Source organism: Gilvibacter sp. SZ-19, assembly GCF_002163875.1.
In the GTDB taxonomy this organism is placed as follows: domain Bacteria; phylum Bacteroidota; class Bacteroidia; order Flavobacteriales; family Flavobacteriaceae; genus Gilvibacter.
Genome location: NZ_CP019333.1, coordinates 2920619 through 2935406, shown reverse-complemented (window position 1 = coordinate 2935406; position 14788 = coordinate 2920619). Strand labels below are relative to the sequence as shown.

Annotated in this window: 13 protein-coding genes; 7 read left to right on the top strand and 6 right to left on the bottom strand. The window is 43.4% G+C overall.

Features of this window, described 5'->3' with window-relative positions:
- Positions 1–12 precede the first annotated feature (12 nt).
- The 3 genes from BTO09_RS13635 (at position 13) to BTO09_RS13625 (ending at position 3181) form a co-directional block, all read left to right on the top strand.
- On the top strand, positions 13–1335 hold the full coding sequence (locus BTO09_RS13635) for a dicarboxylate/amino acid:cation symporter (protein ID WP_087525308.1): 1323 nt from the start codon (positions 13–15) through the stop codon (positions 1333–1335).
- 132 nt (positions 1336–1467) lie between these two features.
- Entirely contained in the window at positions 1468–2238 is a 771-nt protein-coding gene (locus tag BTO09_RS13630) for a hypothetical protein (RefSeq protein ID WP_157663523.1), read from the top strand.
- A gap of 1 nt (position 2239) precedes the next feature.
- Positions 2240–3181 (top strand): hypothetical protein, encoded by a 942-nt coding sequence (locus BTO09_RS13625; protein WP_087525306.1) that lies wholly within the window; start codon positions 2240–2242, stop codon positions 3179–3181.
- 42 nt (positions 3182–3223) lie between these two features.
- Here BTO09_RS13625 and BTO09_RS13620 read toward each other — a convergent pair whose 3' ends face one another.
- Positions 3224–4036 (bottom strand): mechanosensitive ion channel family protein, encoded by an 813-nt coding sequence (locus BTO09_RS13620; RefSeq protein WP_087525305.1) that lies wholly within the window; start codon positions 4034–4036, stop codon positions 3224–3226.
- Between the two features lie 120 nt (positions 4037–4156).
- On the opposite strand from BTO09_RS13620, the gene gshB reads away from it, so the two are divergent.
- From gshB to BTO09_RS13605, 3 genes are read left to right on the top strand one after another with little or no spacing between them, the layout of a single operon-like run.
- Complete coding sequence (gshB, locus tag BTO09_RS13615; RefSeq protein ID WP_087525304.1) at positions 4157–5185, top strand: glutathione synthase; 1029 nt, start codon at positions 4157–4159, stop codon at positions 5183–5185.
- A complete protein-coding gene (locus BTO09_RS13610; RefSeq protein WP_087525303.1) occupies positions 5185–6015 on the top strand; it encodes an N-formylglutamate amidohydrolase in 831 nt (276 codons plus the stop codon). The genes gshB and BTO09_RS13610 overlap by 1 nt, the downstream gene beginning before the upstream one ends.
- Before the next feature lie 3 nt (positions 6016–6018).
- Positions 6019–7176: a flavohemoglobin expression-modulating QEGLA motif protein gene (locus BTO09_RS13605; RefSeq protein WP_087525302.1), complete on the top strand. Its 1158-nt coding sequence runs from the start codon at positions 6019–6021 to the stop codon at positions 7174–7176.
- Positions 7177–7200: 24 nt separating this feature from the next.
- On the opposite strand, the gene BTO09_RS13600 is transcribed toward BTO09_RS13605, so the two are convergent.
- The 3 genes from BTO09_RS13600 to BTO09_RS13590 form a co-directional block, all read right to left on the bottom strand.
- Entirely contained in the window at positions 7201–9411 is a 2211-nt protein-coding gene (locus BTO09_RS13600) for a DUF4139 domain-containing protein (RefSeq protein ID WP_087525301.1), read from the bottom strand.
- Positions 9412–9520: 109 nt separating this feature from the next.
- The gene (locus BTO09_RS13595) at positions 9521–9928 is read right to left on the bottom strand and encodes a thiol-disulfide oxidoreductase DCC family protein (protein ID WP_087525300.1); all 408 of its coding nucleotides are present in this window, start codon (positions 9926–9928) and stop codon (positions 9521–9523) included.
- Positions 9925–12096, bottom strand: coding sequence for a DNA mismatch repair protein MutS (locus tag BTO09_RS13590; protein ID WP_087525299.1), 2172 nt, complete (start codon positions 12094–12096; stop codon positions 9925–9927). Before BTO09_RS13590 ends, BTO09_RS13595 begins: the two co-directional genes overlap by 4 nt.
- 52 nt (positions 12097–12148) lie before the next feature.
- Here BTO09_RS13590 and ung point away from each other — a divergent pair, with 52 nt between their 5' ends.
- Positions 12149–12814: a uracil-DNA glycosylase gene (gene ung, locus BTO09_RS13585; protein ID WP_087525298.1), complete on the top strand. Its 666-nt coding sequence runs from the start codon at positions 12149–12151 to the stop codon at positions 12812–12814.
- A gap of 225 nt (positions 12815–13039) precedes the next feature.
- On the opposite strand, the gene BTO09_RS13580 is transcribed toward ung, so the two are convergent.
- Together BTO09_RS13580 and BTO09_RS13575 are read right to left on the bottom strand one after the other, a co-directional pair.
- A complete protein-coding gene (locus BTO09_RS13580) occupies positions 13040–13915 on the bottom strand; it encodes a substrate-binding domain-containing protein (protein WP_087525297.1) in 876 nt (291 codons plus the stop codon).
- Positions 13912–14781, bottom strand: coding sequence for a nucleoside phosphorylase (locus tag BTO09_RS13575; protein ID WP_087525296.1), 870 nt, complete (start codon positions 14779–14781; stop codon positions 13912–13914). Before BTO09_RS13575 ends, BTO09_RS13580 begins: the two co-directional genes overlap by 4 nt.
- Positions 14782–14788: the final 7 nt, after the last annotated feature.

Below are 14788 nucleotides of genomic sequence, written 5' to 3'. Positions count from 1 at the left end.
CCTTTATTACAGATGAAAAAAATGGCTTTACATTGGAAGATCCTTATCGGGATGCTTCTAGGAATTATCTTCGGATTTATCATGACCGGGGTCACCGGAGGTAAGGAGTTTGTTGGAGATTGGATCAATCCCTTCGGAACCATCTTTGTAAAGCTGTTAAAACTTATCGCTATTCCTTTGATATTGGCTTCTCTGATCAAAGGAATCTCTGATCTAAAGGATATTTCCAAGTTTAGAAATATCGGCTTGAGAACCATAGTAACTTACATCCTAACCACGGTAATAGCCATATCTATAGGATTGGTGTTGGTGAATCTAGCCCAACCCGGCGATGGCATATCCGAAGAAACAGTAGCGAAACTCTCGGAGACCTATGCGGAAAACTCAGGGGTTACCTCCAAGATCCAAGAAGCGGGCAAAGACCGAGGCCCCTTACAATTCTTGGTAGAAATGGTGCCAGACAATGCTTTTAAGGCCTTTAGCGATAACGGACTCATGTTGCAGGTGATCTTTTTTACCATTTTATTCGGTATATCTATGCTCTTAATTGGTGAGAAAGCTGCAAAACCTTTAAAAGACCTGTTCGATTCTTTGAACGACGTGGTCTTAAAAATGGTTGACCTTATTATGCTTTCAGCTCCGGTTGCCGTTTTTGCGCTTTTAGCTCAGGTAGTTGTAACTGCAGACGATCCAGAAATCCTAAAACGCTTGCTGTACTATGCTGGAGTTGTTGTGACTGGCTTACTACTAATGATCTGTTTTTATATGCTACTGGTAGCCTTCATTGCCAAAAAGAATCCCTTGTGGTTCTTAAAGCAGATAAGCCCTGCGCAGTTGTTGGCATTTTCTACAAGTTCTAGTGCCGCAACGCTTCCGGTCACTATGGAAAGGGTAGAGGAGCACATTGGCGTAGACAAAGAGGTTTCTAGTTTTGTCTTACCAGTTGGAGCGACTATAAACATGGATGGAACCAGTTTGTATCAGGCAGTTGCAGCGGTATTTATTATGCAAGTGCTATGGCCAGAAGGACTTATTTTCAGCAATCAATTGACTATAGTCTTAACCGCGCTTTTGGCTTCTATTGGTTCTGCAGCAGTACCTGGAGCCGGAATGGTTATGTTGGTAATTGTTTTAGAAGCCGTTGGTTTTCCAGCCGAAATGATGCCAATAGCTTTGGCTTTGATCTTTGCTGTAGACAGACCACTTGACATGTGTAGAACTGTTGTAAATGTTACTGGAGATGCCACAGTGTCTATGTTAGTGGCTAAATCTGTTGGAAAGCTGGGTGAGCCTAAACCCAAAGATTGGGACGACCATTACGAAGAAGTGAAATAAGGTCAAAATCTGATTTCTTTCAACACTTTTATAAATTCTTGATAACTTAATTCACAGATAACCTAATTGTTGTCAGTACTTTATTATTTTGCAGGGTATCCGATTTGATTAACAATGCAAAAGATGACTCTTTTGTGTTTATTCATCCTCACAAACTGGAGCTTACTCACGGCCCAGGTTGGAATAAACACGACTTCCCCCAGTGATGCCGCGGTATTGGATATAAATAGCAGTGCGGACGGCACCAATTACGGAGGATTACTTATTCCTCGCGTAGACCTTACACAGCGGGCAGCTATCGCTGCCGGCGCAGCAGACGATGGTTTAATGATTTATCTAATAGATGGCGGTACGCGCTGTGTCCAGATCTGGGATGGTGTGAATTCTGTCTGGGATGATGTTTACTGCATGCCGATCATAGTTGCAGATCCTTGGATCAATGAATTCCATTATGACAACAATGGCGCCGACACCAATGAAGCTGTCGAAATCGCCGGGGAGGCTGGTTTTGATCTAAGCGGTTGGTCTGTAGTGCTATACAACGGATCAGGAGGTATTGTCTACGGAACCATAAGTCTTAGCGGAACCATACCCGACCAGGGCAGTGGTTATGGAACACTTGCATTTACTTCTACACTACAAAACGGGCCAGATGGCTTTGCCTTAGTAAACCCCTCTGGCACGGTGATTCAGTTTTTGAGCTATGAAGGCTCTTTCACGGCGACAGATGGAGCCGCTAGTGGAATGACTTCAGTTGATGTCGGCGTTGCAGAGAGCGACTCAACGGCTGCAACCGAGTCTTTGCAGTTAAGGGGTACAGGAAGTCAGTACAGCGATTTTACCTGGTCTTCACCTGCTAGCAGTACTTTTGGAAGTATCAATACTTCCCAAACCATCAATTAGTATGATTTCCAAGTTAGCAATAGCCTTATCGCTTCTCTTTGGACTAAATGCCTTTGGTCAAGTAGCAATAGGAACAACGGTTCCAAACACTGCGGCCGTTTTACATTTGGAATCTCAGAATTTAAAAACCTTGAACTACGGAGGTTTTTTAATGCCTGTAGTGACAGAGGCGCAACAAGCCAGTATACCAGTAAGCACTGCGGATGCGTCAGACGATGGCCTTATGGTCTATGTAAGTGATCCGATAACGGGCAAGCACTGCTGGGACATCTATGATGGCGTGCAACACCTGTGGCGCAGTATTAGCTGTCAAACTGTGGCCAGTTGTTCAGATATATTGTACGAAGAGGATTTTAATTCTTATGCTGAAAATTCCGGAGTTACCGGTGCATCTTCGGCCAATGGTGATTATCCGGCAAGTGTGACCAAATGGACCTTAACCAGTTTTGACAGTTTTGGATCTACAACTCCCGCTTTACCTGGCACATTGGCGGATGCAAGCGATTACGGCCTAGTCACCGGTGGCGCCTTAGAGATGCGCGATACCAATGGCGTCTTTCAATTCGAAACCACCACTATAGACATAACTGGTTACACTGATATTGTAATTGGGTTTGATGTTAGCGGTAGAGGAGATTTTGAATACGATACCACTGCGCATAGTGGCGATTATAACTGCGGATTCGATAATTCCGACTACCTGGATATCGAATATTCCATAGACGGAGGCGCCTTTGTAGAAGTACCTAGCTTTTCTCTAGTTGGGACACCAAACCACACCTTTGTGTTCGACGAGACTTTTGCTAGCGATGGCAGCTTGGTAAATTTCTCAACAATCTTAACAGGGCTAACAGGTACAGATCTTGTGATTCGAATAAGAGCTCAGAACTGGGCAGGCTCGGAATATATCCTAGTAGACAATATAGTGGTAAGATGTAACTAAAAAAGGGCCGTAAAGGCCCTTTTATCTTTGTAGTTACAGTTGTTAACCCTGCTTTTGGATTTCCACTTGATGTGGGTATGGAATTTCTATTCCAGCCTCATCTAGGGCAATTTTAATGCGCTCTAAAACACTGAAATAAACTGTCCAATAATCTGCGGTATCACACCAACACCAAGCGTTGAAGTTCACTGAACTATCGGCTAGTGCACCTAAAGTGACAGAAGGAGCAGGGTCTTTTAGAACCAAGTCGGTCTCTTGCATTACTTTGAGCAATAGATCCTTGGTCTGTTTAATATCTGAGTCGTAAGAAACACCAATAGTGTGTCGAATTTGCAAGGTACCCTCCGCAGTATAATTGATAATATTACCGTTAGATAGCGCTCCGTTAGGAATAATGGCCAATCTGTTGGTGGGCTTAAGGACCTTAGTGGTGAAAATATCGATTTCCTTTACAGTTCCCAATTCTCCCTGGGCCTCGATCACATCGCCTATCTTGAATGGCTTGAAGATCAAGATCATTACTCCTCCAGCAAAATTACCTAAAGAACCTTGCAAAGCCATACCTACGGCCAAACCTGCAGCTGCCAAGACGGCTGCAAAAGAAGTGGTTTCTATACCGAGGTTGGCCAAAATGGCTAAGATCAGAAGTAGTTTAAGTACCCAACCCAATAAGTTCGCTAAAAAGCGCTGCAGGCTTTCTTCGTAATTGGATTTACTCATAGCCTTGCGCACTAATTTCAGTACACGTTTAATGATCCAGGATCCGACGATCCATATGACAATAGCACCAATTACTTTTATGCCGTACTGGGTGGCTAATTCACTAATCTGTTCTATAATCTTTTCAGTATCCATAAAGTATGTTTTTTGTAAAAGTACGATTGCCAGTAAAAATTCATAGGTCGCTAATTTAATTTTTATATCATTACGGTGTAAATTGCAGAAAAGTTCGATAAACTTCAATCGCCAGCCATTATGAATGTTTGTTTTATCATGTATCCCTGGGAAGAAATGGACCCAGAAAACGATACAACCCTTTCCCTTATTCACGAGTTTGTTCGCAGAGGCCACGGTACGGCAATAACTACGCCGGCCAATCTAACCATACGCGACAGTGTTGCTTATGCTTTTTGCCGCTGTATAAAACGTCCAGATAAGGTGTCCAAGAATTTAAAGTCTTTCCACGCCAAGACAGAGCTCTACGAAGAGATGCTGCCCCTGGCTGGTTTTGATGTGATCATACTGCGGTCTAATCCACCTTTAGACATGATCATGTTGAATTTCTTGGATTCTGTAAAGGATGACGTTTTCATTATGAACGATCTCGATGGAATCCGCAGAGCAAACAACAAACTGTATACGGCGGTATTTGAAGATGAGAACAACGAGATCATTCCGCGTACGCATGTGACCAAGAACAAAGAATATCTCAAAAAGATCATTAAAGAAGGGCCAGATAAGATGATCCTTAAACCGTTAAATGGTTTTGGTGGCTCCGGAGTGATCCTTATTGAGAAACGCGCTATGCTGAGTATCAATTCACTTTTAGATTTCTATATAGACAACAACGATGGGACTACCAATTATGTGATCCTTCAAGATTATATTGAAGGAGCAGATCAGGGCGATGTGCGTATTCTACTGCTTAACGGACGTCCTATTGGCGCTATGAAGCGCGTACCTGGAGAAGAAGATCACCGCTCGAATGTCAGTGCCGGTGGCTCTGTCCAAAAACACACTTTGACCAAACAAGAGAAGGAACTCTGCCGTAGAATTGGCCCGAAATTGGTCAAAGACGGCTTGTACTTTGTCGGTATAGACGTGATCAATGGTAAATTGGTAGAGGTCAATGTGATGTCTCCTGGTGGGATCACCTATATCAACAAAGTTTACAAGACACGTTTACAAGAAAAAGTCATTGACTTTGTAGAAGATAAAGTCTTAGAGCGCGTAAAAGCATTTGAACGCCGCACCAAGTTGCGTAAACACGTTGACGAGGCCTAATGGAAAGACTTTCAGTAGCACAGATCATTGCCAACATTAAGGCGGAGCGCCCATTTCATGCGGTTGCAGAAGATTATTCCTTTACCCTTAAGATAGACGATTACGTTCCTTATGTCTGCGGAGCCGTACATGACGGGCACCAATTTCGCGACGAACTTTGGGAACACTGTTTACACACAGAATACGAGCGTTGGTTCGAAGAAGATCCGGAGACCAAGAACATGGTGATTAGTCATCCGATCATCATAGCCGGTTGCGATTCGCGCTTTGAATATGACTTAAACAGGGCACCTGAGGTGGCCATTTACGATGATGCCTGGGGGAAACAGCTCTGGCGACAGCCTTTGGCTCCTGTGATGAAGCAACGAAGTTTAGACAAGCACAATAGTTTTTACCAAGTAGTTCATGCACTTATCCAGCAGCTGGAGAAAAAGCATAAAAGCGTTGTTGTTTATGATATGCATTCCTACAATTGGAAGCGCTGGGATAGAGAGGTACCTGTGATCAACCTAGGGACCAAGAATATCGACAACGATCGTTTTGGAGCTCATGTGGAGTCATGGCGAGCCAGTTTAGCAGAACTGGACCTACCAGGAGTAGCAGTGACCACTAGTAAGATCAACGATACCTTTTTTGGCAATGGCTATTTCTTAAAATACATCACCCAAAATTTTGACAATACTCTGGTACTGGCTACGGAATACAAGAAGATCTATTGCGATGAGCTTAAACAGATCATTTTCCCGGAGGTAGTACACGCGATCGAAGAGCAGATGAGAGACCGCGTAAAGGCCCATGCTACGGCCTTTTACAATGAATTTTCGCGTTAATTTATGATTGATTCCCTAAAAGACACCCATCCGAAGTTATTTGAGATAGATCAGCAATTGCATCACTTGGTGCGAAAGATAGAGCTGTTAAACTATGTCAACCCAATAAACATTGAAGATCAAAAAAGGCAATTCTTTGCACATCGCTTTAGTACAGAACCGAACTTCAGGTATCGTAAGATCGATTTTGATCCGCATTTGTTGCAGCGAGAACTCTACTCGCTTAAAATAGATGAGATAGAAGATGAGGCAAGCTATGGGTTTTACAAAGAGGTTATAGATGAATACGCTGCACTGATAAAGTGTATAGAGACCATTGGTCAGGGCAAGAAGTTCTACTACAATTCCCTTAGAAGTTTTGGAACTCCAACCCAGCGCGATGTAGAGAACGCCCGATTTATCTTGCACTTTGAAGACGAACCCTACAACAATGAGATGTTTCCGGTTTATGGGGTAGAAGAAGCGGAGGCCTATTTTAAAGAATTTACCAAGCGTTACGACTTTAAGTTCAAGATCAAACTGAGTACTAAACTAAGTGCTGCAGCTATGGTTTTGAACAATACCCAGACCTTGGTGTTAAAGAAGAATCATCGCTTTAGTGCCAATCAACTGAAGGTATTGGCCAATCACGAGATAGGGGTGCATATGGTGACCACCTTTAACGGTATGCGACAACCGGTACAGTTGTTCTTTAATGGTTTTCCGAACAATGTAGAGACTCAAGAAGGCCTTGCGGTAATGAGCGAGTATATGAGCGATTGTCTCACTTTGTATCGCCTTAAAGAATTGGCGTATCGTGTGCTGGCTGTAGACAGTTTGCTCAAGGGTTATAATTTTTGCGACACTTTTGATCTGTTGCATGCCCAGTATAAACTCAATAAAGACGAAGCTTTTTCAATTGCTTTGCGCGTGCATCGCGGTGGAGGTTACACCAAGGACTATCTGTATTTGACTGGCCTTAAAAAAGTCTACGATTTTTACCATCGCGGCGAAGATATGAACACTTTGCTCACCGGAAAGGTTACTTTAGAACACAAGCCACTCATAGATATTTGGTTAAAAGACGGGATAGCTTTAGCTCCGAAGTACGAGAATCACGCCTTTGAAAAAAACGACAATACCAACACTAAGATCGATTTCATCTTACAGAACTTAAAATAGAAAAGGCCCTTAGCGGGCCTTTTTTTATAGGTTGATCCTTTGTTGCTTCGGATGTTTAACAGTAAAACTGAAGTTCTTCTGTCCGGTTCCTTGAGGAGCTAATTGCACTTCCCAGCGAATGATTCCTGTCTGTTCATTGTATTGGCCATTGCCGAATTCTAAGTCTTCTACCTTGATCTCTTTATTCTGAGAGATAGGGATCCGATCTTCTATGATCAAATCTACGGCTATGGTTTTGTTGTTCTTTACAATGATCTCATAGGCCCGGTCTAAAACGCGGTTGCTGCCTAAAAAGCTCTTGCTTTTAAAATTCTGTTTTTCCTTTCTAGCGATCACTATGGAAGTATCTGGCCCAAGCGATACCTGTATACCCTTACTCGCCACGTTCGGATTAATAAGGGTCTTGCCAGCAAAGTTGCCATCAAAATAGATATTGGCTTCTCCTTGTAAGAGGTCATAGGCCTCCCAGTCCTTTATCTTGGCTGTTAGAAAAACGTTCTCATTTAGGGCCGGGGCAGCATAGTAGCTAAAATCCGCAGCCAACTCAAACTTATCCAAATCTATGGCTGTGATCTTGGCATCCGAAGCTATATTGTGCGTCTTTGGGATCTCAAAGCGCATGGTGGTTAGTCCCGCAAATTTCGCATTGCCTACGCCCGTTAAGCCTTCACCAGATTTGGTAGTAATAACGATAACCCCGTTTCTGCCTGCAGTTCCATATAGGGTTGTTGCGCTCAAGCCTTTTAAGACATTGACACTGGCAATATCATCCGGATTCAGATCCATAAAACTAGACGAGCCTAAGCTTCCATTAAGGTTCATCTCGTCCGAACTATAAGGGATCCCGTCAACCACAAATAAGGCCTGATTGCTACCAGATATGCTGTTGTATCCGCGAATGACAATATTGGTCGCGCTGCCGCTAGAACCGCTTTGTGAACTGATACTCACCCCTGATGCTTTGCCCGAAAGTACACGAGCAACATCATCATTGCCAATTCGAATGTTTCCATCATAAAATGATGCAGAGGCGTAACCGAGGGCTTTGGCCTCTCTGCGAATACCTTGCGCCACCACGACAACTTCGTCAAGTACATTCGGGTCTTCTTGCAATTTAAGGTCCATGCGAGTAGCGTGTATGGGAGTCACAACAGGTTTAAAGCCCAAATAAGAGAACACCAGATTGCGCCCACCTTGAATATTTAAGGTGTAGTTGCCGTCAAAATCGGTTTGGGTGCCATTAGCAGTATTTTGCTCTATTACGGTAACACCAGGAAGCGGAAGTCCTGAATCATCTACCACAGTTCCGCTTACTTTGCGAATGGTAGGGTTATACTTAAGGGCGCTGCTTTGTGTTGGTAGCGAACTGCTGAGGCTACTGCCAAAATTCAAATACTTGGGTGACAAAACCGGTTTGGTATTGTTGGTTGTAGGGTCTCCAGTGGAAAGTATTAAACTTACATTGTTCCAGTCGGTACCCGTTTGCTGATAAACATTGGCTTTATATAATATATTAACAGGAGCGGTCGTGCTGGTGGCTCTAATATCATAGGTTGGGTACCAACCTGCAGTAGCTACCGTATAACTCACACTAAGGTCAATAGGCGCAGCGTTAGGAGCATCTATGATAAATTCTATTACGCCGCGTTTTTCGTTCTTTTCTGTTTGCAAAGCGGTCATCTCCTTATACAGATCCACTTTGATCAGCTTTAAACTATCGATCTCGAATTCTAAATTAAGCAGTTCATTTTTGATCGCTGTAGTGCGGTCTCTATAATACTGCGTCATTTCTTTGACTCGTTCTATAGAGATATTGCTCTGATCTCCATGTATGACTTGGTTCTTTCCCAAGATCTTGAGCTCTTCTTTAAAGCCAGCCACGGTGTTGTTTATGCGTTTTATGGCTTTGTCTACTTGTTCTTGCTTTAATTTTAAGCTGTTGTATGCTGCGGAGGGCTCTTTCTTTTCCAAATAGTCAATGCGATAAAGTATAGATCGAACGCTGGCATTGTTAAGTCCAGAGATCTGTATACTATTTTCATCGATGTCTGGGGCGAGATTCTTTAGCAATAAGCTGTTTTCACCCTTCTTAAGGAAGATATTACCACTTCTGGTGACTGTAGCACCTTCTCGATATACAGTAACGGATTCGATCTTGGTATCTACCGGATTCTTCTCTGTTGCCCATCCGCTAAAGGCAATAAATACTAGGAGTAATTGTACTATTCTTGTCATGGCTATACGTTTTAGTTCGTACCAAAACTAGCCCGATAGTATTGCCGTAAAAAGGCATAATGATTGAACAAGGCTTTTGAATAAGGCTGTCTCGCTTCTTAATGAGGGATCAAAGAAATTTAGCCTTCAATTCTGGAGTTGGGATCATGCAAGCGTCTTTTTTGCCGTACCACTTATAACGGTTACGTGCCACAAAGTCGTAGACCCAATTGCGAATAAAGTTCGGAATGATCATAAATCCGTAGAGCAGGGGATAAGCACCACTCATGTATTTGGCAATGCGCAAAGCAGCTGTAGATTTACTATAAACCCTGTTGTTCTCTATCAAGATAATAGAATCCAACTTTGATGTATCAATGCCGTACTCTGCCACCAAGGCCTGTCCAATGTCACTTTGCAAGGCAGCAAAGCGAAAATGATCTTTCGGGTCGCGTTTTATAACAAAGGTCACAGCGCCATTACAGAGGTTGCAAACCCCATCAAAGAGAATGATCTTATGTGCGGCTATATTGCTCATACCTTTTCTAATTGCGTCACTGCTACTTTAGTCGTAAAGATACCGTAATTCACTACAGCGGTGTCCTTTTCTATGGCATCTAGGGTTCCTATGGCTTTTCCGTCTATCATTCGGACCCTATCTCCAACCTTTGGCAATACTTTTGGTTTGGCGGCTTCTTGTTTCTTTTGCTGCGCTTTCTCTTGCTTTTTACGCTTGCGTATCACCGCCATTTCCTTTTCTACCTCTTCTTTAAGCTGATGTTTTTTAGCCTTTTCTTCTTTTTTCTGTGCGGGAGCTTTGGTTTTCTTAAGGGGTTTGCGCTTGGCGTTTTCTACGGCGACCAACTTCATCACTTCGTCTATAAGCTGGCGCTTGCGCTTATGGTTGGCGTAAGATGCAGCTATACTGTCTATTTTCTTACCGAGTTGAATCATGCGCTGCTGGCTGTCAAAAAGCTCCTGATAGCGTTCCAGCTTTTGCTGTACCTTTTGTTGGGCTTCTTCTAATTGGCGGGTTTCTTCTTTAGCCTTTTCTGCTTCGGATTTTAAACTGGCCGTGGTTTTTCTAATTACAGAGCGTTCCTTCTGCAAATTGGCAATGGTTTTGTCAAAACGAACCTTTCCGGCAGCGATCTTCTTTTTTGCCCTATTGATAAGGCCATAGGGAATACCGTTCTTTTGCGCCACCTCGAAGGTATAAGAACTTCCTGCCTCCCCAGTGAAGAGGGTAAAGAGCGGCTCTAAGGATTTAGGGTCGAACTGCATGTTGGCATTTAGCGCATGGGGTAATTCGCTGGCCAGGAGTTTAAGGTTGGTGTAATGCGTAGTGATTATACCAAAGGCTTCGCGCTCGTAAAACTCTTCTAAAAAGGTCTCTGCCAGAGCACCACCGAGCTCAGGGTCACTTCCTGTACCGAATTCGTCTATTAAAAACAAGGTCTTGGCATTGCACTTTTTTAAAAAGTAGTTCATCTGCTTAAGACGATAGCTATAGGTACTTAAGTGGTTGTCTATGGACTGATTGTCGCCAATGTCACTCAATACGCGATCGAACCATCCGAAGCTACTGCTAGGATCTACCGGCACCAAGATCCCAGATTGCAACATGAGCTGTAGTAAGCCCACTGTTTTTAAGGTAATACTTTTACCTCCCGCGTTTGGCCCAGAGATCACAATGATCCTTTGGTCTTGAGTTAACTTTAGGGTCTGCGGAATCGTTTTTTCTTTGCGTTTGGCATTGCTGACCAACAAGAGCGGATGATAGGCATCCTTTAATATCAATTGTTTGTCATCTGCAATTCGCGGCATACACGCATTGATAGCCAGAGCGTATTTAGCTTTGGCATAGAGCACATCTATTTGGGTCAAATAAGCTTGTCCATTGCGAAGATCCTCTAATGAAGGTCGGTGCAAGTCCGTAAGTTCCTTTAGGATCTTTTTAATTGCTTCTGCTTCTTCGTAGAGCAAATTGCTCAGTTCATTCTCGTATTCCAAGGTAGCTCTGGGCTCCATGTAAACGATACTACCGGTTTTTGAACTGCCAACCACTACGCCCTTTACCTTGCGGCGGTGCATAGCCTTAACAGCCAAAACACGCTTACCTTCTACCACACTTTCTCGAATCTCGTCCAGATAATCACTTTTAATAGCCGCGGTAAGGGCTCTGTTGAACGAACTGCTGATCTGCCCGCGAACGTGCTTCAGGCGTTTGCGAACCTCAAAGAGTTGCTCGGAGGCATCGTCCTTGATAAGACCGTGTCTGTCTACCACCTGATCTATCGCAGCCTTTAGATGGACACATAGAACAATATCACTAGCCTGATCGTTGAGCTGCACATAAAACTCCTTATTCTTATCAAAGAATCGTTGTAGGCTGTCTATAGTGGCAATTTGAGCGGCTATCTTTCTAAAACCCTCTAGTTCGATCTGACTGTTCTCAATATCCAACAGGTGGAGTTCTTTGTCGATCACGTCAAAACCGTGGTTGGGAATTCGGTTGTCTCCGCTCAAAGAGGCGAGGAATTCACGGGTCTGTTCTAAAGCGATCAAAGCGGCTGTCTTGCCCTTATAAGGCTGTAATTGAGTCGCAGCTGCTTTACCGGGTGCAGTAATGCAGCCTTCTGCAATTTGCATTAGCAATTGCGGAAACTCCAGATCTTCTAAGGTCTTTTTAGGTATAGAAACCACCTTGATATTAAGTTGTAAATTCGTGTTTTTAAAGGCTACAAAAATACGGATTATGCAGGTAAAAATCGAACCGAGTTGGCAAGGGGTGCTCGCACCCGAGTTTGAAAAAGAATATTTCAAGTCTTTGACAGCTTTTGTTCGATCCGAATACCAGAACTACAGCTGTTATCCACCCGGAAAGTTGATCTTTAACGCCTTTAATGCTACGCCTTTTGATAAGGTAAAAGTTGTTGTAATAGGGCAAGACCCCTATCACGGTCCTGGGCAGGCAGAGGGTTTGTGCTTTTCAGTTCCTCCCGGAGTTGCGTTGCCTCCTTCATTGGTCAATATTTACAAAGAATTGCAAGACGATCTGAATGTCAGCCCTCCGCAGCAAGGGAGCTTAAAACATTGGGCCGAGCAGGGAGTCTTGCTTCTAAATGCCACTTTGACCGTGAGAGCCCACCAAGCCGGCTCGCATCAGAATAAAGGATGGGAAACATTTACCGATGCCGCCATAGCAGCGCTGAATCGGGATAGGGAAGGATTGGTTTTCTTACTCTGGGGTGGCTACGCCAAAAAGAAGGGCAAGAAGATCGACCGAGAAAAACATTTGGTATTAGATACCGGACACCCTTCGCCTCTGAGTGCAAATCGCGGTTATTGGTTTGGAAACAAACATTTCAGTAAAACAAATGACTATTTGGAGGCCCGGGGATCGGCTCCAATTCAATGGTAAGTTTAGAAGATGTCTATTCTTCTTCTGGAACTTCTACTTCGCTGCAATCGTTGCAAGAGAACTGCAACAGGAGGAAGTTTGTGAGAAGCAATCCGCCTAATATGATAAAGAAGTAAGTCATGCTTAATTGTTAATTAGTCCCTAATTAGATGCAGGAACTAAAAAAGGGTTGCGCAGAATCTTAAAAAAAGATCAAAAAAAATTTAACTACAGCAAAAAAGGAGTTTAATCTACTGTAAATGTGTAGTTTAAATCGAAAAGAATTTTAGAGGGATCCAAAGATTTTTCAATTAGATCCAAATGGAGCAGTTGCTCTTGCACGGCAATTAATTGCTCAGCACTCAAGTTTTGCTGGCTCCACTGGGTTTGAGAAAGCCAAAGTTGAATATCCTCCAGTTTCTGGTCGTATCTGTTGGCCAGCATTCTGTCAATGGCAGGAATTTGCTTGAATTCAAAGGTGGTTCGGTTGATGATCTCTAAAATATCTGTCACCATTTCCGGTTGATTCTCCAGCAATTCCTCACGTACTGCGATCACAAAACAGGGCCAAGGTGTAGGGCATTCTCCTACCAATCGAAAAGTACCATCGTCTACATAAGGTTTGGTGGTAAACTTTTCCCACATGAAATAGTCGCCTATGCCTTGAGGTAGCTTTTCTAAAGCTCCACTCAGGTTTTTAACTAGTTCGAAATCCAAGTCCTTTTCCAAATCCCAACCTGCTTGTTGTGCGTGTACATAAGCCATCAGATGAGATCCTGACCCGTAGCGACTTATAGCTGCTTTGGTGCCTTTGAGGTCATCGATCTCCTTATAGTCCGAATCCGCAGCAACATGGATTCCCCACCGCAAAGGAGATGAGACGAAGATCTGTACAATTTTAGACGGATTCCCTTTAACGATATCGGCAATAATACCTTCGGTAAGTATAACAGCCATATCAATACTACCGTCGCGAAGGGCTTTACACATGGCGCCAGTGCCTCCTGGAAAATCTTGCCAACGCAGGTTGATTCCTTTTGGATGGTAGGCTTTTTCACGCAAAGTGAGATACCATGGGAGGTTAAAGTGTTCCGGCACTCCTCCGATCATTAAATTCGTCATTTCACTAATTCGTTTAAAGCAGTGGTTATCAATCCGTCGACAGCAGCTCCTGGATCCTTACTGAAAGTTCCTAATTCTCTATTGGCAAGAATGACATTCAATGAAAGTGCGTTGTGTCCCAAGAGATCTGCCATGGCGTAGATTCCTGCAGTTTCCATCTCCAGGTTTAAAATTCTGTTGCCTTGAAAACTAAAATTTTTCATGGCAGTATTGAGTTCCGGCTGGGCTAGAGGTATACGTAAGCTACGTCCTTGAGGTCCGTAAAAACCAACATTGGTTACCGTAATTCCAGGTAAAAAACCGACTTTGGTGAATTTTTCTAACAAAGTGCTATTGGCACTTACTGCATAAGGATCAGAAAGGGGAGAAGCCCATTTAGAAGCCTTCATAAAGGTCTTGCTTAAAGAGGTGTTGAAACGCCCATTGTGCTCGTAGAAATACACAAAGTTGTCAAAGCCAATGGCATGGGCACTTACCACCAAAGAATCCAAAGGTACATCTTCTTGTAAGCCACCACAAGTGCCTATGCGGATAATATCGAGGCTCGTATGTGTGGTTTTAGGGGTACGAGTATGCAGGTCAATATTAACCAAGGCATCTAATTCTGTCAGTACAATATCAATATTGTCTGTGCCAATTCCCGTAGAGATCACGGTGATCTCTTTTCCTTTATATGTTCCGGTATGGGTTACAAATTCCCTCTTGGTGGTTTTAAAGCGAATACTGTCAAAATGAGCCGATACTTTAGCCACTCGAGCCGGATCGCCCACGGTAATTACGGTGTTGGCAATGTCCTCTGGCTTGAGATGTAAGTGATAAACGCTTCCATCTGGGTTTAATACCAATTCGGATTCCGGTATATTCATAAATCTG

Bases quoted from the DNA above. Each gene is read 5' to 3' on its own strand.
- ung (WP_087525298.1), top strand. From the start codon at position 12,149: ATGCAGGTAAAAATCGAACCGAGTTGGCAAGGGGTGCTCGCACCCGAG.
- BTO09_RS13610 (WP_087525303.1), top strand. From the start codon at position 5,185: ATGGAAAGACTTTCAGTAGCACAGATCATTGCCAACATTAAGGCGGAG.
- BTO09_RS13635 (WP_087525308.1), top strand. From the start codon at position 13: ATGAAAAAAATGGCTTTACATTGGAAGATCCTTATCGGGATGCTTCTA.
- BTO09_RS13620 (WP_087525305.1), bottom strand. From the start codon at position 4,036: ATGGATACTGAAAAGATTATAGAACAGATTAGTGAATTAGCCACCCAG.
- BTO09_RS13605 (WP_087525302.1), top strand. From the start codon at position 6,019: ATGATTGATTCCCTAAAAGACACCCATCCGAAGTTATTTGAGATAGAT.
- BTO09_RS13580 (WP_087525297.1), bottom strand. From the start codon at position 13,915: ATGACGAATTTAATGATCGGAGGAGTGCCGGAACACTTTAACCTCCCA.
- BTO09_RS13595 (WP_087525300.1), bottom strand. From the start codon at position 9,928: ATGAGCAATATAGCCGCACATAAGATCATTCTCTTTGATGGGGTTTGC.
- BTO09_RS13575 (WP_087525296.1), bottom strand. From the start codon at position 14,781: ATGAATATACCGGAATCCGAATTGGTATTAAACCCAGATGGAAGCGTT.
- gshB (WP_087525304.1), top strand. From the start codon at position 4,157: ATGAATGTTTGTTTTATCATGTATCCCTGGGAAGAAATGGACCCAGAA.
- BTO09_RS13600 (WP_087525301.1), bottom strand. From the start codon at position 9,411: ATGACAAGAATAGTACAATTACTCCTAGTATTTATTGCCTTTAGCGGA.
- BTO09_RS13625 (WP_087525306.1), top strand. From the start codon at position 2,240: ATGATTTCCAAGTTAGCAATAGCCTTATCGCTTCTCTTTGGACTAAAT.